This is a genomic window from Clostridium phoceensis, assembly GCF_001244495.1.
Classification (GTDB): Bacteria; Bacillota; Clostridia; order Oscillospirales; family Oscillospiraceae; genus Lawsonibacter; species Lawsonibacter asaccharolyticus.
In genome coordinates, this window is sequence record NZ_LN866274.1 from 1,017,554 (window position 1) to 1,036,269 (window position 18,716).

At 63.0% G+C, this 18,716-nt stretch carries 19 protein-coding genes and 1 tRNA gene; 13 read left to right on the plus strand and 7 right to left on the minus strand.

Going from position 1 to position 18,716, the window contains the following annotated elements; genetic code table 11:
• Window positions 1-2 precede the first annotated feature (2 nt).
• Window positions 3-566: a GNAT family N-acetyltransferase gene (locus BN1969_RS05720; protein WP_050623422.1), complete on the minus strand. Its 564-nt coding sequence runs from the start codon at window positions 564-566 to the stop codon at window positions 3-5.
• A 376-nt stretch (window positions 567-942) separates the two neighbouring features.
• Between BN1969_RS05720 and BN1969_RS05725 the strand changes: the two genes are divergently transcribed.
• The 10 genes from BN1969_RS05725 (at window position 943) to BN1969_RS05770 (ending at window position 10,314) form a co-directional block, all read left to right on the plus strand.
• Complete coding sequence (locus BN1969_RS05725) at window positions 943-1,251, plus strand: hypothetical protein (RefSeq protein WP_133248297.1); 309 nt, start codon at window positions 943-945, stop codon at window positions 1,249-1,251.
• Window positions 1,251-3,191, plus strand: a complete 1,941-nt coding sequence (locus BN1969_RS05730) for a V-type ATP synthase subunit I (RefSeq protein WP_050623424.1) — start codon at window positions 1,251-1,253, stop codon at window positions 3,189-3,191. The genes BN1969_RS05725 and BN1969_RS05730 overlap by 1 nt, the downstream gene beginning before the upstream one ends.
• Window positions 3,192-3,209: 18 nt before the next feature.
• On the plus strand, window positions 3,210-3,734 hold the full coding sequence (locus BN1969_RS05735) for a V-type ATP synthase subunit K (protein WP_413464689.1): 525 nt from the start codon (window positions 3,210-3,212) through the stop codon (window positions 3,732-3,734).
• 19 nt (window positions 3,735-3,753) lie between these two features.
• Window positions 3,754-4,443 carry a V-type ATP synthase subunit E gene (locus tag BN1969_RS05740; protein ID WP_050623425.1) on the plus strand — a complete coding sequence of 230 codons (690 nt, stop codon included), beginning with the start codon at window positions 3,754-3,756 and terminating at the stop codon, window positions 4,441-4,443.
• A gap of 122 nt (window positions 4,444-4,565) precedes the next feature.
• Entirely contained in the window at window positions 4,566-5,564 is a 999-nt protein-coding gene (locus BN1969_RS05745) for a V-type ATPase subunit (protein WP_050623426.1), read from the plus strand.
• 13 nt (window positions 5,565-5,577) lie between these two features.
• Window positions 5,578-5,886 (plus strand): V-type ATP synthase subunit F, encoded by a 309-nt coding sequence (locus BN1969_RS05750; RefSeq protein ID WP_050623427.1) that lies wholly within the window; start codon window positions 5,578-5,580, stop codon window positions 5,884-5,886.
• Window positions 5,883-6,395 (plus strand): GNAT family N-acetyltransferase, encoded by a 513-nt coding sequence (locus tag BN1969_RS05755; protein ID WP_050623428.1) that lies wholly within the window; start codon window positions 5,883-5,885, stop codon window positions 6,393-6,395. The genes BN1969_RS05750 and BN1969_RS05755 overlap by 4 nt, the downstream gene beginning before the upstream one ends.
• A gap of 44 nt (window positions 6,396-6,439) precedes the next feature.
• Window positions 6,440-8,215: a V-type ATP synthase subunit A gene (locus tag BN1969_RS05760; RefSeq protein WP_050623429.1), complete on the plus strand. Its 1,776-nt coding sequence runs from the start codon at window positions 6,440-6,442 to the stop codon at window positions 8,213-8,215.
• Window positions 8,212-9,588: a V-type ATP synthase subunit B gene (locus BN1969_RS05765; RefSeq protein ID WP_050623430.1), complete on the plus strand. Its 1,377-nt coding sequence runs from the start codon at window positions 8,212-8,214 to the stop codon at window positions 9,586-9,588. The genes BN1969_RS05760 and BN1969_RS05765 overlap by 4 nt, the downstream gene beginning before the upstream one ends.
• A 12-nt stretch (window positions 9,589-9,600) precedes the next feature.
• Complete coding sequence (locus BN1969_RS05770; RefSeq protein WP_050623431.1) at window positions 9,601-10,314, plus strand: V-type ATP synthase subunit D; 714 nt, start codon at window positions 9,601-9,603, stop codon at window positions 10,312-10,314.
• A gap of 71 nt (window positions 10,315-10,385) precedes the next feature.
• Here the strand turns inward: BN1969_RS05770 and BN1969_RS05775 are convergent, their stop codons facing one another.
• Window positions 10,386-11,294: a LysR family transcriptional regulator gene (locus BN1969_RS05775; protein WP_050623432.1), complete on the minus strand. Its 909-nt coding sequence runs from the start codon at window positions 11,292-11,294 to the stop codon at window positions 10,386-10,388.
• 245 nt (window positions 11,295-11,539) lie between these two features.
• Here BN1969_RS05775 and BN1969_RS05780 point away from each other — a divergent pair, with 245 nt between their 5' ends.
• From BN1969_RS05780 to BN1969_RS05790, 3 genes are all read left to right on the plus strand, one after another.
• A complete protein-coding gene (locus BN1969_RS05780) occupies window positions 11,540-12,292 on the plus strand; it encodes an SDR family NAD(P)-dependent oxidoreductase (RefSeq protein ID WP_050623433.1) in 753 nt (250 codons plus the stop codon).
• A gap of 78 nt (window positions 12,293-12,370) precedes the next feature.
• The gene (locus BN1969_RS05785) at window positions 12,371-13,489 is read left to right on the plus strand and encodes a TRAP transporter substrate-binding protein (protein ID WP_050623434.1); all 1,119 of its coding nucleotides are present in this window, start codon (window positions 12,371-12,373) and stop codon (window positions 13,487-13,489) included.
• A 163-nt stretch (window positions 13,490-13,652) separates the two neighbouring features.
• The gene (locus BN1969_RS05790; protein ID WP_050623435.1) at window positions 13,653-14,471 is read left to right on the plus strand and encodes a sugar phosphate isomerase/epimerase family protein; all 819 of its coding nucleotides are present in this window, start codon (window positions 13,653-13,655) and stop codon (window positions 14,469-14,471) included.
• A gap of 52 nt (window positions 14,472-14,523) precedes the next feature.
• Here the strand turns inward: BN1969_RS05790 and sstT are convergent, their stop codons facing one another.
• From sstT to BN1969_RS05815, 5 genes are all read right to left on the minus strand, one after another.
• On the minus strand, window positions 14,524-15,735 hold the full coding sequence (gene sstT, locus BN1969_RS05795) for a serine/threonine transporter SstT (RefSeq protein WP_050623436.1): 1,212 nt from the start codon (window positions 15,733-15,735) through the stop codon (window positions 14,524-14,526).
• A gap of 121 nt (window positions 15,736-15,856) precedes the next feature.
• Window positions 15,857-15,932, minus strand: a tRNA-Gly gene (locus BN1969_RS05800).
• A 69-nt stretch (window positions 15,933-16,001) separates the two neighbouring features.
• On the minus strand, window positions 16,002-17,162 hold the full coding sequence (locus tag BN1969_RS05805) for a hypothetical protein (protein ID WP_050623437.1): 1,161 nt from the start codon (window positions 17,160-17,162) through the stop codon (window positions 16,002-16,004).
• A 31-nt stretch (window positions 17,163-17,193) separates the two neighbouring features.
• On the minus strand, window positions 17,194-17,784 hold the full coding sequence (locus tag BN1969_RS05810) for a lactate utilization protein (RefSeq protein WP_050623438.1): 591 nt from the start codon (window positions 17,782-17,784) through the stop codon (window positions 17,194-17,196).
• A 29-nt stretch (window positions 17,785-17,813) separates the two neighbouring features.
• The gene (locus BN1969_RS05815; RefSeq protein ID WP_050623439.1) at window positions 17,814-18,686 is read right to left on the minus strand and encodes a YitT family protein; all 873 of its coding nucleotides are present in this window, start codon (window positions 18,684-18,686) and stop codon (window positions 17,814-17,816) included.
• Between the last annotated feature and the right edge of the window lie 30 nt (window positions 18,687-18,716).

Here is an 18,716-nt window from a genome sequence, read left to right on the forward strand (position 1 = left end):
CATCATGGCAGGGAACGGGTGTAGCGCAGGTCCACGCAGATGGTGTCCGGCGGGAAGGGGATGTCCTCGTGGGTCCCGTCCCAGGCAAACCCCATTTTTTCGTAGAAGCGGCGGGCGTTTTCATTCTCCCGCAGGACAAAGAGAAAGACCTGAAGATAGCCCTGGCCGCTCAGGCGGCGGAGGACTTCCTCCATGAGCTTGGTGCCATAGCCCTTCCTTTTATGGTCTGGGTGGGTATAAAAGGAGATGATCTCTCCCCAGCCCTCATATCCTCGGGAGTTGAACTTGCACACCGTACCTGCCTGGAGACCTGCATCGATCCGGGCGGGGCCGAAGGTGGCACAGCAGACGGGAATATCCTCATCGTATAATAGAAGGAGTTGATTGCGATTTGTTTTCAGATTTTCCCGGAATGTGGGGACCCAGCGGTCATCGGTGATCTCCCGGGCCATGAAGTCGGCGGGGATGGCGCCGGCGTAGGTGGTCCGCCAGCCCAGGGCGTGGATCAGGGACAGGGCGGCGAACTGCTCCTCTGTGCGGGCCTCTTCAAAATGAAGGCGGGACATGGACAGCGCTCCTTTCAGAATGTTCTGCTCTACTGTCTTCGATTATATCCGTCCGATTCCCGGTTGGCAAGGAGGAAAGCGCCGCTGGGCCCCCGCCGCCGAAGGGGAGGCCGGCCCCGGAAGGCAGAAAAACTGGACAGAAGGTGGAAATTGTACAAAAAGTCCTGAAAAAGGGGTGGAACGGGAAAAAGGCATACAATATATCCACCTTTTTGGAAAAAATGAGAGGTGAAAGAAGAATGAAATGGGAGGGAAATAAGAAAAAAAGGAAAATTCCCCTTGCTTTTTTGGACAAATTCACATAGTATTGGAGCAGATACCCCCACAGCAGGTCCGCTGCGTTGAGATGGGGGAAGCGGGTGGTGAGAATATGGAAATGGACTCCATTCAAAAGGTAGCCGGCGCAGAGCAGGAGAGCCAGGAGCGCCGGGAGGCGGCCGCGGCGGAGAGCCGGCGGACCGTGGCTGAGGCCCGGAAGGCAGCTGAAGAGCTGCTGGAGGAGGCCCGCCGCCAGGCGGGGGCTGAGACCCGGCAGATGCTGGCCCGGGCGGAGGCGGACGCCGCGGAGGAGACGAAGACCATCCTGGCGGAGGCGGAGCAGCGCTGCCAGGCGCTGAAGCAGAACGCCCGGACCCGTCTGGATCAGGCGGCGAAGCGCATCGTGGAAGGGGTAGTGAAGGGCTGATGGCGATCGTCAAAATGAAGCATCTGCGCCTGGCGGCCATGCAGTCGGACCGGGAGGCCCTGCTGCGGCTGCTTCAGGGGATGGGCTGCTTGGAGATCGAAGAGCCGTCGGTGGACTGGAGCGATCCGGAGTGGGCCGGGCTGAAGAGCCCGGACAGCGGGGCGCTCTCCGCCGCCCGGGAGGAGAAAAACGCAGCCCAGCACGCCCTGGAGGTGCTCAAGCGCTACGCAAAGGTGAAGGGGGGCCTCCTGAGCCCCAGGCCGGTGGTCTCCCCCCAGCAGTTTTTTGAGGAGCAGGCGTACCGAAGCGCCCTGGAGACCGCCAGAGCCATCAATGATGGGGAGCGGGAGCTGGCGGCGCTGAAGGCGGAGCGGGACAAGCGGGCTGCCCAGCGGGCCTCCCTGGCACCGTGGATCCCCCTGGAGCTCCCCCTTGACACGGCCTCCACCCGGGAGGTGGAGGTGCAGTTCGGCACGGTATCGGCGGAGACCCCCTTCCCCCAGCTGGCGGGGGAGGTGCAGGCAGTGAGTGAGCTGGCCCAGTTGACGCTGGCCAGCGCAGACCGGGAAAACCAGTATCTGCTGCTGATCTGCCACCGCTCCGCCTTGGACGAGGTGCTGGAGAAGCTGAAGGAACACGGCTGGTCCCGGGCAGTGTTCCGGGATCTGACAGGCACGGCGGCAGACAACGACCGCCGGCTGGAGCAGGAGATGGAGGAGCTGTCTCAGCGCAGGGCGGAGCAGGAGCGGCGGATCGCCGCCCAGGCCGGCCAGCGGGAGGCGCTGAAGCGGGCGGTGGACCGAGCCTCGGTGGAGATCGACCGTGAGGAGGGCAAGAGCCGCCTGGTGGAGACCCAGGTGGCCTTCTTCCTGGAGGGCTGGGTGCCGGAGGAGCGCTGGGACCAGCTGCGGCAGGCCCTGTCCGACTACCCCTGTGCCTGGGAGGTCCGGGACCCAGAGCCGGAGGAATATCCCCAGGTGCCGGTGCAGCTGAAAAACAACTGGCTCACCCGGCCGCTGAACATGGTCACGGAGATGTATTCCCTGCCTGCCTACGGAAGCGTGGACCCAAACCCCCTGATGGCCCCCTTCTTTATCCTGTTTTACGGCATCATGATGGCGGACATGGGCTATGGCCTGCTGATGATGCTGGCCTCGGTGGTGGTCCTGCGCCGGATGAGACCCAAGGGCACCATGAGCCACTTCTTCGGTCTGCTGGGACTGTGCGGCGTCAGTACCTTTTTGATGGGGGCGGTCACGGGAGGCTTTTTCGGTGACATGATCCCTCAGGTGCTGAAGATCCTGAATCCGGAGAGCACCTTCGTCTGGTTCTGGCCGCCCCTGTTCACCCCCCTGGATGACACCCTGATGATCCTGGTGGGGGCTATGGCCCTGGGTTTGATTCAAATCGTCACGGGCATGGCCATCAGCTTCATCAAAAAGATCAGGGAGGGGCAGATCCTGGATGCGGTATGGGAGGAGCTGACCTGGTGGATCGTCTTTGCCGGTCTGGCCCTGGCAGTGCTGGGGGTGACTAACGTGGTCATCATCCTGGGCGGCGTCATGGTGCTGGTGGGCTCGGGCTGGAACGCCAAGGGCTTCGGTAAGGTGACCGCCGTGTTCGGCTCCCTGTATAACCATGTGACCGGGTACTTTGGGGACATCCTCTCCTATTCTCGTCTCATGGCCCTGATGCTGGCAGGCAGCGTCATCGCCCAGGTGTTCAATACTCTGGGCGCGATCCCGGGCAACCTGGTGATCTTTTTCATCATCTCCATGGCAGGCAATGCCTTGAACTTTGCCTTGAATCTGCTGGGCTGCTATGTGCATGACCTGCGTCTGCAGTGCCTGGAGTATTTTGGAAAGTTCTATCAGGATGGCGGAAAGCCTTTCCGGCCTATGGCGGTGAACACCCGGTATGTGGATATCAAAGAACAATGATTTGAGGAGGATACAAAAATGGATATGTCACAAGTGGTAGAGTATGGACAGAGCATGACTTTCCTGGGCAGCATCGGCGGGCTGGCCCTGGCCCTGCTGGGGGCTGGACTGGCGGCTGTACTCAGCGGCATCGGCAGCGCAAAGGGCACCGGCCTGGCCGGCGAGGCGGGCACCGGCCTGCTGTGTGAGGATCCCTCCAAGTTCGGCAAGGTGATGATCCTTCAGGTCATCCCCGGCACCCAGGGCCTGTACGGCCTGGTAGTCTGGTTCTTCGCCATCTTCCGTATGGGCCTGCTGTCTGGGACCCTGCCTCAGCTGACCATCGCCCAGGGGATGCAGTATTTCGTGGCCTGCCTGCCTATGGCGCTGGGCGGCCTGTTCTCCGCCATCGCCCAGGGCCGTGTGGCCGCCGGCTCCATCAACATTCTGGCCAAAAAGCCGGATGACTGGTCCAAGGGCATGGTGCTGTGCATCACTGTGGAGTTCTACGCCATCCTCTCCCTGCTGGCCTCCATGCTGATGATCATCAACATCAGCGCCTGAGCGCCGGAAAGGAACAGCTATGGACGGACTTGAAAAGATCACGGCCAGGATCAGCGCCGACGCGGACGCGGAGATCCAGGCCATTCGGGACAAGGCCCAGGCCCAGGCGGAAGAACTGCTGGCCCAGGCCAGGGCCCAGGCGGAGAAGGAGAAGGGCGAGCTGCTCGCCCGGGGCCGCCGGTCCGCGGAGGAGCGGAAGGCCCGCCTGATCTCTGCCGCTCAGATGGAGGGGCGGAAGATGTCCCTGGCTGCCAAGCAGGAGGTGCTGGACGAGGCGTTCCGCCAGGCTCTGGAGGAGATGTGCTCGCTGCCGGAGGAGCAGTACATCCAGCTGCTGGCCCGCCTGGCGGTGCAGGCGTCCTCCACCGGCCGGGAGCAGCTGATCTTCTCCCCCAAGGACCGGACGCGCATCGGCAAGGCGGTGGTGATGGCGGCCAACGACGCTCTGGTGAAGCAGGTGGCCCCGGAGCTGCCCGACGCCATCACCGACTCCAAGGTGGGGGCCTTCCTGGGCAAGGTGGTCAACAGCGCTGCGGCGCAGATCACCGGCACCGGGCTTTTGACCCTGTCCGAGGAGACGAGGCCCATCCGGGGCGGCTTCATCATGGTGGACGGCCCGGTGGAGGTCAACTGCGCCTTTGAGGCCATGGTGCGTGCCCAGCGGGAGCAGCTGGAAAAGCCGGTGGCGGAGATCCTGTTTCAAAAGTGAAGAGTGAGGAGCGGAGCGGGGGAACGGAGGGTCCGGGTGCCCATTGCCAGATCCCGCAGGAAGCAAAGACTGCCCGCAGAGATACGCGCGGCGCTCTGCTCTGACCCGAAAGGGGTGGTATTTTGTCCCAGAAACGAGATACGGATTATTTAGCCGTCTCCACCCGCATCCACGCGATGGAAAACCGCATGCTGACCCGGGAACGGATGGAGCGGATGATCGACGCCAAGGACAGCGGCGAAGCAGCCAAGGTGCTCAGCGAGTGCGGGTACGGCGAGCTGACCCAGCTGACCTCGGCGGCGCTGGAAGAGCTGCTGGCCGATGCCCGGCGGAACACCTTCCGGGACATGACGGACTCGGTGCCTGACCGGCGGCTGGTGGAGGTCTTTCAGCTGAAATACGACTACCACAACGCCAAGGTGCTGATCAAGGCCCAGGCCATGGGGCTGGACGAGGCGCGTCTGCTCTCCCAGGGCGGGCGGTACGATCCCCAGCGGCTGCGGGAGGATTTCCTTCGGGATGACCTTCGGGACTGGGGCGAGGTGTTCCGCCAGGCGGTGCTCCGGGCCAGGGAGGTGCTGTCCGCCACCGGAGATCCTCAGCAGGCCGACCTGGTGCTGGACCGGGCCTGCTTTCAGGAGATGGAGAGCCTGGCACGGGCATGCGGCAGCGCTTTCCTGCAGGGCTATGTCCGCCTGTCGGTGGACGCCGCTAATCTGCGCGCCGCTGTCCGGGCAGCCCGGATGGGCAAGGGCAGCGAGTTTTTGAACCAGATCCTGCTCCCCGGTGGGAACGTATCGGAGCGCGCCCTGGCCGGAGCGAGACCGGAGGAACTGGCAGAGCGCTTCCGCAGCGGGCCCCTGGCCCAGGCGGCGGCGCTGGGGGCGGCCCGGACCCAGCCGGATTCTGGTCCTCTCACCGAATTTGAGCGCCTGTGTGATAATGCGGTCACGGGATATCTGGCCTCGGCCAGCCGGGTCCCCTTCGGGGAGGAGACGGTGATCGGCTATCTCTACGCCCGGGAGGCGGAGATCACCGCTGTGCGCATCATCATGGCGGGACGCATGGCCGGCCTGGATGGGGAGACCATCCGCAGCCGCCTGCGGGCCACCTATGTATAAGGGGGAGAGGAGCATGTATAAGATCGCGGTGGTGGGCGACCGAGACAGCGTGCTGGGCTTCAAGGCCCTGGGGCTGGAGGTCTGCCCTGCCCAGAGCGCGGACGAGGCCAGAGAGATCATCCACCGTCTGGCGAAAGAGAACTGTGCCATCCTCTACCTCACGGAGCAGCTGGCGGTCCAGCTCCAGAGTGAGCTTCAGCGCTATAAGGACGCCCTCACCCCCGCTATCATCCTGATCCCGGGCAAAGAGGGCTCCCTGGGGATCGGGATGGCCAATGTGAAGACCGCCGTGGAGCGGGCGGTGGGGGCGGATATCCTATGAGAGATGGATTCGGGACCTTCCGCAGGGCAGCAGCTGGGGAGGCGGAGCAGGTCTTTGACCTGATCCGGCAGCGGATCGCCTGGATGGATGAGCGGGGCATCCAGCAGTGGAACCACCCCGGCTACCTCAGGCGGTATCCCTTGGACTATTTCCGGCAGTGCGCTGAAGAGGGACAGCTCTACGCCCTGTGGACGGAGTGCGGCGCTCTGGCCGCGGGGGCCGTGGTGTTGGAGGAGGACCCGCGCTGGACCGGCTATGGCGGGAAAGCGCTCTATGTGCATAATCTGGCGGCCAGCCTCCACTTCTCCGGAGCGGGCACGGAGCTGCTCAGACGCTGTCTGGCCCTGGCCGCGGAGCGGGGGCAGGACTATCTCCGCCTGGACTGCGCCCGGGACAACCCGGTTTTGCATGATTATTATGAACGTTTTGGCTTCCGATTTGTGGCGCCTGTGGAGGACCAGGGGTATCTCGGGGATCTCCTTCAGTACCCCCTGAGGTCCCGGGACTGAGCGGGACGGCGGCACAGGAAGGATCAGAAAGAAGGTTTGAGCCAATGGGAAAAATCGTCAAGGTCTCCGGCCCGCTGGTGGTGGCCACCGGGCTCCAGGAGGCCAACATGGCCGACGTGGTCCGGGTGGGCGAGCAGGGCCTGATCGGAGAAGTGCTGACCATGAATGGGGACACCGCCTCCATCCAGGTCTATGAGGAGACTTCCGGCCTGGGTCCCGGGGCGGAGGTGGTCACCACCGGCGCCCCCCTGTCCGTGGAACTGGGCCCCGGCCTGATCGAGAACATCTACGACGGCATCCAGCGCCCGCTGGAGGTCATCATGGAGACGGTGAAGGGAAATAACCTCCCCAGAGGCGTGGAGGTGCCCGCCCTGGACCGGGAGAAGAAGTGGGATTTCCAGGCCGTGGTGGAGCCGGACACCCAGGTAGTGGGGGGCGACATCATCGGCACGGTGCAGGAGACCCCCTCCATCCTCCACAAGATCATGATCCCGCCCAGGATGCAAGGGAAGATCGTCTCCATCCAGTCCGGCTCCTACACCGTCACCGAAACAGTGGCCGTGCTGGAACGGGAGGACGGCTCCCGGGTAGAGCTGCCCATGATGCAGAAGTGGCCCGTCCGCGTGGGACGGCCCTATAAGCACAAATATCCCCCTGTGGTCCCACTGTCCTCCGGCCAGCGCATCGTGGACACCTTCTTCCCGGTGGCCAAGGGCGGCACAGCCGCCATTCCCGGTCCCTTCGGCTCGGGCAAGACGGTGATGCAGCACGCCCTGGCCAAGTGGTCTGATGTGGACATGGTGGTGTATATCGGCTGCGGCGAGCGGGGCAACGAGATGACCGACGTGCTGCGGGAATTCCCCGAGCTGGTGGACCCCCGCACCGGCGAGACCCTGATGAAGCGCACTGTGCTGATCGCCAACACCTCCGACATGCCGGTGGCCGCCCGGGAGGCGTCCATCTACACTGGCATCACCATCGCCGAGTATTTCCGGGACATGGGCTACGCCGTGGCCGTCATCGCCGACTCCACCTCCCGCTGGGCGGAGGCGCTGCGGGAGATGTCCGGCCGCCTGGAGGAGATGCCCGGCGAGGAGGGCTACCCCGCCTACCTGTCCTCCCGCCTGGCCCAGTTCTATGAGCGGGCGGGCTCGGTGTCCTGTCTGGGCTCTGAGGAGGACCGCAGAGGCTCCCTCACCGCTGTGGGCGCGGTCTCGCCCCCTGGCGGCGACCTGTCCGAGCCCGTGTCCCAGGCCACCATGCGCATCGTCAAGGTGTTCTGGGCCCTGGACTCCTCCCTGGCCTACCGCCGCCACTTCCCCGCCATCAACTGGCTCAACTCCTACTCCCTCTATCTGGACTCCCTGAAGCCCTGGTACGACGAGCACCTGGGCCCTGAGTTCCTCCAGAACCGGGAGTGGGCTATGGCGGTCCTCCAGGAGGAGGCCAGCCTGAACGAGATCGTCCAGCTGGTGGGCAAGGATTCCCTGTCCGCCAAGGACCAGATCACCCTGGAGACGGCCAAGATGATCCGGGAGGATTTCCTCCAGCAGAACTCCTTTGTGGACATCGATTCCTTCTCCGAGTATGACCGGCAGGAGAAGATGCTGGCCATGATCCGAAGCTATGACCGGCAGTGCCGGGCCGCCGCTGAGAAGGGCGGGGCGCTGGCCGAGCTGTTCACCATCCCCGCCCGGGAGGGCATCGGCCGGGCCAAGTCTGTCCCCGCCGACCGGTATGTGGAGGCCTATGCCCAGCTGGTCCGCCAGATGGAGGAGCAGATCTCCGCCGTGGCTGAGAAGGGAGAGGAAGCGCTGTGATTCGGGAATATAAGACGATCCAGGAGATCTCCGGCCCCCTGATGGTGGTGGACCATGTGCAGGGCGTCACCTATGACGAGCTGGGGGAGATCGAGCTGTCTGACGGTACCATCCGCCGCTGCCAGGTGCTGGAGGTCAACGGTGATTCCGCCGTGGTGCAGCTGTTTGAGAGCTCTGCGGGCATCAATCTGGCGGAGTCCAAGATCCGCTTTTTGGGGCACCCCCTCCAGCTGGGGGTGTCGGAGGACATGCTGGGCCGGGTCTTTAACGGCATGGGCCGGCCCATCGACGGCGGACCTGCCATCCTGGCTGACGAGTACCGGGATATCAACGGCCTGCCCATGAACCCTGCCGGCCGGGACTACCCCAACGAGTTCATCCAGACGGGCATCTCCACCATCGACGGACTGAACACCCTGGTCCGGGGCCAGAAGCTGCCAATTTTCAGCGGGTCCGGCCTGCCCCACGCCGCGCTGGCCGCTCAGATCGCCCGCCAGGCCAAAGTGCTGGATGGGGAATCCAACTTCGCGGTGGTCTTTGCCGCCATCGGCATCACCTTTGAGGAGTCGGAGTTCTTTGTCAGCGAGTTTAAGCGCACCGGCGCCATCGACCGCACGGTGCTCTTCACCAACCTGGCCAACGACCCGGCGGTGGAGCGCATTGCCACCCCCCGTATGGCCCTGACCGCTGCGGAGTACCTGGCCTTTGAAAAGGGGATGCATGTACTGGTCATCATGACCGACATCACCAACTACGCCGAGGCCCTGCGGGAGATCTCCGCCGCCAAGAAGGAGGTCCCGGGCCGCCGGGGCTACCCCGGCTATCTGTACACCAACCTGGCCACCATCTACGAGCGGGCGGGCCGCCAGCTGGGCAAGGAGGGCTCTATCACCCTCATCCCCATCCTGACCATGCCGGAGGACGACAAGACCCACCCCATCCCCGATCTGACGGGGTATATCACCGAGGGACAGATCATCCTCTCCCGGGAGCTGTTCCGCCGGGGCATCAATCCGCCGGTGGACGTGCTGCCCTCCCTGTCCCGCCTGAAGGACAAGGGCATCGGCGTGGGCAGGACCCGGGAGGACCACTCGGGCACCATGAACCAGCTCTTCGCCGCCTATGCCACCGGTAAGGAGAACAAGGAGCTGATGTCCATCCTGGGCGAGGCCGCCCTCAGCCCCACCGACCTGCTGTATGCCAAGTTCGCGGACGAGTTTGAAAAGCGCTATGTTTCCCAGGGAACAGAGGAGAACCGCTCTATCCAGGAGACACTGGACCTGGGCTGGGAGCTGCTGTCTATCCTGCCCACCGCGGAGCTCAAGCGCATCAAGCCGGAGCTGATCGAGAAGTATCTGCCCCAAAAGGGCTAAGGGGGGACCAGAATGCCTTCCACGACCATAAATCCCACCCGCATGGAGCTGACCCGCCTGAAGGGCCGCCTGCGCACCGCCCAGCGGGGCCACAAGCTGCTCAAGGACAAGCGGGATGAGCTGATGAAGCAGTTCATGGAGGTGGTGCGGGAGAACCGGGCCCTCCGCCGCCGGGTGGAGGAGCAGCTGATGCGCGCCCAGAGCTCCTTCACGGTGGCTGCCGCCGTCATGTCCCCGGAGATGCTGGAGCAGTCCCTGCTCTATCCCAAGCAGAGCGTAGAACTGGACATGACTTTTCAGAATATCATGTCGGTGGATGTGCCTCAGTACCACTTCAGGACCCGCAGCCAGGACCCGGGGGAGATCTACCCCTACGGCTTCGCCAACACCTCGGGAGAGCTGGATGACGCGGTCTCTGCCATGTCCCAGGTGTTCCAGGATATGCTGAAGCTGGCCGAGATCGAAAAGACCTCCCAGCTGCTGGCGGAGGAGATCGAAAAGACCCGCCGCCGAGTCAATGCCCTGGAGTATGTAAAGATCCCGGAGATGCAGGAAAATATCAAATATATCACCATGAAGCTGGACGAAAACGAGCGGGCCAACACCATACGCCTGATGAAGGTGAAGGAGCTCCTGCTCAGAGACGCCATTGAGGAGCGGAGAGAGGCCGACGCCAAGGCGGTGGAGGCCTTCGCCGGATACCCGGAGGGGTCGGCAGGCGTTTGACGCCCAGCAGGATCTGCATGAAAGAGCCCGGATGGGACCATAGGGTCCCATCCGGGCTTTTCGCAGCCCGTTCAGCTGTGCCGCTGAGAGTCGGACTGCGCCCGGGCCCGCTGGAGGACGAAACGCAGGAAGGCCTGCATAGAGGGGGGCTGCTCCTCATCCCGGCGATAGGCCATATAGATGGTGCGCTTGTAGAGGCGGTCCTTCAGGTGAAGGAGCTTCACCTGGCTGTTGTCCAGCACGTCCGTTTTGGCCACAATGGACACTCCGAAGCCGCTGGCCACCAGAGAGGAGATGCTGGCCTCTCCGGTGGCATTGCAGAATACCTGAGGCGTCCAGCCGCTCTGGGAGATGTACGCCATGATATCCCGGTAGATCTGGACATGGGGCATATAGGTGATAAAGGGGTAGGGGGCGAGCTGACTGAGCAGGATCTGGTCCTCCGCAGCCAGCGCATGGTCCGGCGGCACGATGGCCACCAGCTCCTGGTCCAGCAGGGGGACGAACTCTACCTCCGGCTCACCCTCCTCGTAGATACAGAAGACCACGTCATAGAGGAAGGTCTTCAGCCCGTCCAGCAGCTCCCGGGTGGGCAGCTCCCGGAAGCCGAAGGTGACCTGCTCATAGCCTGGCTGCTGGAGAAAGGCCCGCACCGTCTCGGGCATGAATTTGGGGGAGAGGGGGGCGATGTAGCCCACGTCGATGTGGCCCTGCCCCGGGAGGGCGGCCCGCTTCAGGGTGGCGTTCACAGAGTCCAGGCGGCCCAGGAGGGCGTCCACCTCCTTGAAATAGAGCAGGCCGTATTTGCTCAGTTCCAGGTGGCGTCCCTTTCGGAGAAAGAGGGGTACTCCCAGTTCCCGTTCCAGGCTGGCGATGGCGGCGCTGAGGGAGGGCTGGGAGATCATCAGCTGCTCTGCGGTCCGGTGGAAGTTCAACTGTCCGGCCGCTGCCCTAAAATAATAGAGTTGATTCAATGTCAAATTGCTGCCTCCTCCCAAAAAACACGGAAAAATATCCTATATATTCCCCTGCATTTTATTAAAGATTGAGAAATTTGTCAAGAAATAAACAAATATTGATAAAATTAAATCTATCAAAAAGGCAATGAATTGGTATTTTACTTTTTGCCGGCTTGGCTGGATAATAGAGACATGAAGAGGAAAAGAAAACCCGATTAGATTTGTGATAATACCCAAATGCAGAGCTTTAGAAATGAGGGATCGATATGGAGCGTTATCAGGATAAAGTGGTGCTGATTACCGGTGCGGGCGACGTGGCCGAGGCAGCCGCCAAGCGGCTGCTGTGTGAGGGAGCAAAGGTGGCTTTCTCTGACTTCTCCCAGGAGGCGCTGGACGCAGCCATCTCCGGGCTGAAGGCCGAGGGGTGGGACGGGGAGCGCCTTATGGGCATAAAGTGCGACGTGCGGAAGTATGAGGAGTGCGAGGCGGCGGTCAATGCCGTCCTGGCCAGGTGGGGGCAGATCGACACCCTGGTAGCCACCGCCGGCATCATCCGTCACTGTCCCATCGACGAGATGACTGAAGCCCAGTGGCAGGATGTTGTGGACATCAACCTCACCGGCGTGTTCCACGCGGTGAAGTCGGTGGTCCCCTCCATGAAGGAGCGGAAATACGGACATATCGTGGTCATCTCCTCCATTGGAGGTCGGACGGGCCGTCCCGGCGTGGGTGTCAACTACGCTGCCACCAAGGCCGGTGTGAACGGGTTGGTGATGTGCCTGGGCTATGAGCTGGGGCCCTGGCAGATCACGGTGAACAGCGTGGCCCCCGGCCCCCTGAAGGGAAAGATGTTCGCCGGCATGACCCAGGACCGTATCGAATCCCTGTCCGCCGGTATCCGCCTCCAGAGGATGGGCGAACTGAGCGACGTGGCCGCCGCCATCGCCTATCTGGGCAGCGACGACGCCGCCTGGACCACCGGCGAGGTGCTGGATGTGAACGGCGGCCTCCAGTATTGAGGCCTGCAGATCCTTTGTGCAAAAGCCGCGAAAACGGCGCTGATCCATAGCTGATACATAAAACGAGGAGGAAAGACAATGAAAAAAGCGATTGCCCTGATTCTGACCCTGGCCATGTCCCTGAGCCTGGCCGCCTGCTCAGGCGGTGGAAGCGGCTCCGGAGCCGCTTCCAATCCCCCGGCTGCTTCCGGCGGTAGCAGCACATCTGGTACGGTCTCTTCCGGTTCTGCTTCCGGGGCCTATGCGGATCTGGAGCCTGTGGAGCTGTCTCTGGCAGATGCTGCCGCGGTGGGGGCGGCTGGAGAGACTTTCGACCGCCTGTTTGCGGAGAAAGTGGAGGAGATCACTGGCGGAAAACTGACAGTCTATCTCTATCAGAATGGAGAACTGGGCAGTGACATGGACATACTTTCCCAGATGCAGGATGGACACCTTGATTTAGTGGGCTCCCAGATCGCAGCGGTCGTAAACTTTGTCCCTGAGATGGCTATTTTCGACCTGCCCATGGTGTTTGCCCAGTATGACGGCGAGACCATCGACCAGGTGCTCAACGGCGACAGCCAGACCCACGCCGCCATGTCCGCCGCCTATGAGACCGCCGGTCTGGAGCTGCTGGGCATCCAGCAGTACGCTACCTACCGCCTCACCACCGCCAACCGGGACTTGAAGACCTTGGCAGACTTTAAGGGGCTTCAGATCCGCACCATGGAGAACGGCAACCACATGGCCTTCTGGACTGCCATCGGCGCCGCCCCCACCCCTCTGGCCTGGGCTGAGGTGTTTATTGCCCTGCAGAACGGGACCATCGATGCCCACGAAAATGCGGCGGATACTGTTCTCGGGGCCAATATTCAGGAGGTGCAGAAGTACCTGGCCTGCACCAACCACATCCTGTACGCCAACCAGCTGTCCATGAACAAGGAGAAGTATGACTCTCTGGACCCCGCCTATCAGGCGGCTATCGTGCAGGCGGTGGAGGAAGCCATTGAGGAAATGAAACCTGAAATGAAGAATATTGATGAGACCAGCAAGCAGGCTTTGGTGGACGGGGGTATGACTCTCATCGAATATGATGATTCCTTCTATCAGGAGATCCTGGCGCTGGATACTGTCCAGGCCCTCTACGATAAGATCGATGCGGATGTAAATGGTCTGGGCACCACCCTTCAGGAGGAGCTTGCCGCCGCTCAGGGCTGATCTATCCCGCGATATTCCGCTTAGCAGCAGTTTCTTCCTGTTGCTCCTCTTAAACCGAATGCCTCTTTGCGGTCCGCTGGTCAGAGCGGGCCGTAAGGGGGCATTCCCCTTCCAGCAATCAAACAGACGGGCGAACGCCCCACAGAATAAGGAGGTCTCTCTTATGAGCAAGTTTTTTTCCCTGGCCTATCTGACTCTGCCCAACACCCACCCGGTGGATCAGATCGAGATCGCCGCCCAGTGCGGCTATGAGGGGGTGGGCCTGCGGACCATCTCCCAGCACCTGCCCGGAGAGCCGGACTACGCCCTGGCCAACGGCCGAATGTTCCAGATGGTCCGCGCTGCCCTGGAGCGCACCGGCGTGAGGCTGATGGACATCGAACTGGCCCGGGTGGCGGACGGGGTGGACGTAATGAGCTACGAGAAGGAGTTCGCCCTGGGGGCCGAGTTGGGGGCGAAATACGCTATCGCCAGCGTGTGGAGTGCGGACCGGGACTTCTCCCGGGTGCAGTTCGAGAAGATGTGCGATCTGGCGGACAAATACGGCATGAAGCTCAATCTGGAGTTCGTCCCCTTCTCAAACATCCCCGGCCTGACCGAAGCCCTGGCCTGGATGGACCTGATGGACCGGCCCAATGTGCAGGTGCTGGTGGACACTCTGCACGCCCACCGGGTGAAGGTCACCCCAGAACAGCTGCGGGAGGTAGCGGCAGAGCGATTCGGCTTCGTCCACCTGTGCGACGGTCCGGCCTTCATCCCGCCGGTGGACCACCCGGACATGGTGGGCGTGGCCCGGGGCGGACGGCTGTACGTGGGAGAGGGCGGCATCGACCTGGCGGGGATGCTGAAGAACATCCCTGATCCCCCCTACTATTCCATCGAGCTGCCCAACGCGGCGGAGGTGGCGATCCGGGGCAAGCTGGAGCACGCCAGACGCTGCCTGGAGACCGCCAAAACCTTCTTCGCGGCGCACCAGATCTGAAGAGAAAAGAGGCCCGGGATCTTCTGATCCCGGGCCTCTTTTTGGCGTTTGGTCAGTCCTGACGAGCGGCCAGGCGGCGGCTGCGGAACTCGGCGGCCGCGGTGAACAGCACGTCGGAGGAGGAGTTCAGTGCCGTCTCGCAGGAGTCCTGGACGACGCCGATGATGAAGCCGATGCCCACCACCTGCATGGCGATGTCGTTGGGAATGCCGAACAGGCTGCACGCCATGGGAATCAGCAGCAGGGAGCCCCCCGCCACACCGGAGGAGCCGCAGGCGGCGATGGAGGCTACCACGCTGAGCAGGAAGGCGGTAGGAAAGTCCACCGAGATGCCCAGGGTGTTGGCAGCGGCCAGGGTGAGGACCGAGATGGTGATGGCGGCCCCAGCCATGTTGATGGTGGCTCCCAAGGGGATGGAGACGGAGTACTTCTCCTCGTCCAGGCCCAGCTCCTTGCACAGCCGCAGGTTGACCGGGATATTAGCGGCGGAGCTGCGGGTGAAGAAGGCCATGATGCCGCTCTCCTTCAGGCAGCGGAACACCAGAGGATAGGGGTTGCGCCGGATGCACAGGAAGACCAGAATGGGGTTGACGATCAAGGCCACGAAGAACATGCAGCCCGCCAGGACGCAGAGCAGGCGGCCGTAGTCCATGAAGGAGGAGAAGCCGGTCTCCGATACCGTGGTGAACACCAGACCCAGGATGCCGAAGGGGGCGCAGCTGATGACCCAGCGGATGGCGGTGGAGAGGGCGTCAGACAGATCGCCCAGCACCTGCTTGGTGCGGTCGGAGGCGTCCCGCAGGGCGATGCCGAAGACCACAGCCCACAGCAGCACCCCGATATAGTTGGCCTCCGCCATAGCGGAGATGGGGTTGCTCACCGCGTTGTTGAGCAGGGTCTGGAGGATCTCGCCGATGCCGCCGGGGGCGCTGGAGGCGGCCTCCTGGGCCAGCGCCAGGGTGGAGGGAAACAGAAAGCTGGCAACCACCGCACACAGCGCAGCCAGAAGGGTGCCGATGAGGTAGAGCGCGATGACGGTGCTCATGTTGCTCTTGGCCCCTTTCTTGTGCTGTGCCAGGGAGTGCAAGACCAGGAAAAAGACAAGCAGGGGGGCCAGGGCCTTCAGCGCGCCTACGAACAGGGTGCCCAGGAGGCTGAGGAAGGAGGCGCCGGGCAGGAGGAAGCCCAGGACAGCGCCCAGGATCAGGCCGATCAGAATACGTTTGACCAGGCTGAGCTGGTTCCATTTGCAAAGCAGTTCCATGAAGAGGTTCCTTTCTGGCCAAAGGCCGGGGAATGGAGGGTGTTCCGCCGGAAGAGGACATCTGTCCGTCCGGACAAAGAGGCCAAAAAGAAAGACACGCTTAGAAGCGTGTCTTTCTTTTTGGAGCGAGTGACGGGGCTCGAACCCGCTACCTCCACCTTGGCAAGGTGGCGCTCTACCAGATGAGCTACACTCGCAACGACAAAGCATATTATAGCAGAAAATTTGTCGCTGTCAAGCATAAAATGAAAAAATTGAGAATGATCTCATTCCGCCCCGTCGGAGGAGGCGGAGGAGGTGCCGGGAACCTCCTCCGTCCCCTCCTGGCTGTCCGACGGCTCCCCGCAGGGGGGGACCGCCTGGGTATCCCACTGGTAGCCCAGGGCGGCCATCTCCCGGTCAGAGAGGAGGGGGTACTGCCCGCGGCTGTCCGCCCCCCGGGTGAGGTCCAGATGGCGATAGCCGCTCTCGGTGCGGACGACGTTCCAGAAGTGGGGTGACCCGTCCAGAGTGCCCGGTACCACCATGCCGGTCAGCTCCAGCCGTTGGGCCAACAGCAGGGCGGCCAGGGCAAGTCCCTCGCTGTCTGCTGCCCCCGCCACCAGGGCGTCATAAGCGCTGGCCCCCCCCTCCGGATCGTAGTGTCCGGCGTCCAGCACGGCGGCAGATACGGTCTGGATGGCCTCGTCCCCCTCGGTCCCCCAGATGGAGACCACGATCTCATTGGCGCGCCGGGCCAGGGCAGTCCGGCGGCGCTGGAGCTCTTTCTGCTCCAGGTGGTAGGTAAGCAGGACCTCCACGATGCGCTGGCGGCCGCTCTCCTCCCCTTGGGGATAGATATAGACCTGGGCCTCGGGCAGATCCAGGGCGGTGTCCGGACTGGCATAGTAGGCCTCCCGGAAGAGGGTTTGGATGTAGGTCTCGTCCCCCTCGAAGTAGCTGATGCGCAGGGCGGCCTCGGTGCCGAAGGAGGAGAGCAGGTCCTTGAGTTGGGAGCGGATGGCGGTGGCACCGGTGGCGGCCACGATGGCGGAGACCTGCTCCCGGGTGCGGCGGTAGGTGATCTCCACAGCGGCCTCATAGTAGGAGACAATAGGGGTCACATCATAGCGGATGAAGTCCACTGAATAGGCTCCCAGAGGGTCCTCCTGGACCACCTCCAGACAGGCGTTGGACAGGGACTGCTCCACATCCTGCTCGTAGTTGTACATCCGGACAGTGCCCTCCTCCTCACCCAGGGAGATGAGGTAGATCAGGGCATTGACCAGCTCCTGGTAGTTCTCCACCCGAAGGATGGAGGAGTCCCCCTCGGCAGGGGGCGTGGCGCTGTGGGGAGTCACGCTGGTGTAGCTGCGGGCGAGCAGTGAGGAGCACCCGGACAGCAGCAGGGACAGCGCGGCCACGGCCGCGCAGAGCCTCCATTTCATCAGATCCCTCCTCCCATGTTCACGCCGGGGCTCACATCCCCAGCGCCTCTCCGATCAGTACGACTTCCATCTCCTCTGTGGCATTGGGACGAGCCCAAAGAACCGCAAGCCCCCGGCAGATGCGCTCTGGGCTCTTGCAGTCATAGCACCGGTCTGCCTTGGCGGCGCAGGGGGTCCTGCACCCCATGGACTGTGCCCGCTTGGGGGCGGCCACGTTCCGGGCCCGCCACAGTGCCGCCTCAAAGTCGGGGGCGACCTTGTTGACACCCACCAGGAAGTAGACCTTCTGGTGGCCGTACAGGGTGGAGGAGACCCGGTTGCCGTTGCCATCGATGTTGACGATCTCCCCGGTCTCCGCCAGCGCGTTGGCGGAGGTGATGTACACATCGGTGAGGACGGCGTCCCTCAGGGCGCCCCCCTCCCAGTGCCAGACCACCTGGTTGTGGGCAGCCAGCCTGGGGTAGAGCCCCATCTCCTTCACCGTCATGGACCCGCCGATGCCCACCGTTTTTCCATCGATCTGGCCGTCCAGATAGGCGGCCGCCTCATCTGCGGTGGGGAAGTAGGTGGTGCGGAAGCCGCGGGCCTCCAGGTTGGCGCGGAGTTTTTCCAGATCTGCCATGGTGATACCTCCCTGAAAAAATGAATGGATCACAGGTCATGCTGGTGATAGCTGTGGAAGCCCTGGCCCAGCACCTCGTGGGCATCGCACACGATGAGAAAGGCGGAGGGGTCGGTCTCCTTTACCGCCCGCTTCAGGGCCACGATCTGCTTCTGCTTGAAGGCGCACATGAGCACGTCTTTTGCCTCCCCGGACCAGGCCCCGGCCCCCCGGAGGATGGTGACGCCCCGGTCCAGCTCCGTACTGATGGAGCGGATGATCTCCTGGGGGCGGTCGCTGATGATATAGGCCACCTTGGCGTTGTCCAGGCCGTAGAGCACCCGGTCGATGACCAGGGAGGAGATATACAGGGAGACCAGCCCGTACAGGGCGCTGCTCAGGCTGTGGAAGGCCAGAGCGGCCAGGGCGATGACCACCAGGTCCACCGCCATGACCAGGGTGCCCATGGGCAGATGGCCGAAGCGGAGCTTCAGCAGCCGGGCGATGAGATCGGTGCCGCCGGTGGTGGCTCCCTGGAGGAACACCATCCCAAGGGACAGCCCGATCAGCGCGCCGCCGAAGACGGAGGCCAGCATGGGGGCCATGGGCGGGAAGGAGTAACAGGCGGCCAGCAGGTCCACCCCCAGGGAGGTGGCGGCGGTGGCGAAGAGGGAGGAGGCCAGCAGCTTCCACCCCAGCAGCCGCCAGCCCAGCAGGAACAGGGGCAGGTTGAGGGCGATGACCGCACTGCCCACCGGGATGGCGGGGACGATGGCATGGATGATCTGCCCCAGGCCAGTCATCCCGCCCAAGGTGATCTGGTTGGGAACATAGCACCAGTCAAAGCCCAGAGCAAAGACAGCGGAGGCCAGTGTGATCCACAGATAGGGCCGGAAGGCGGCCCAGAGCTTGCCGGTGCGCACAAAAAAACTTCCTTTCCTTTTCTGGTTGGG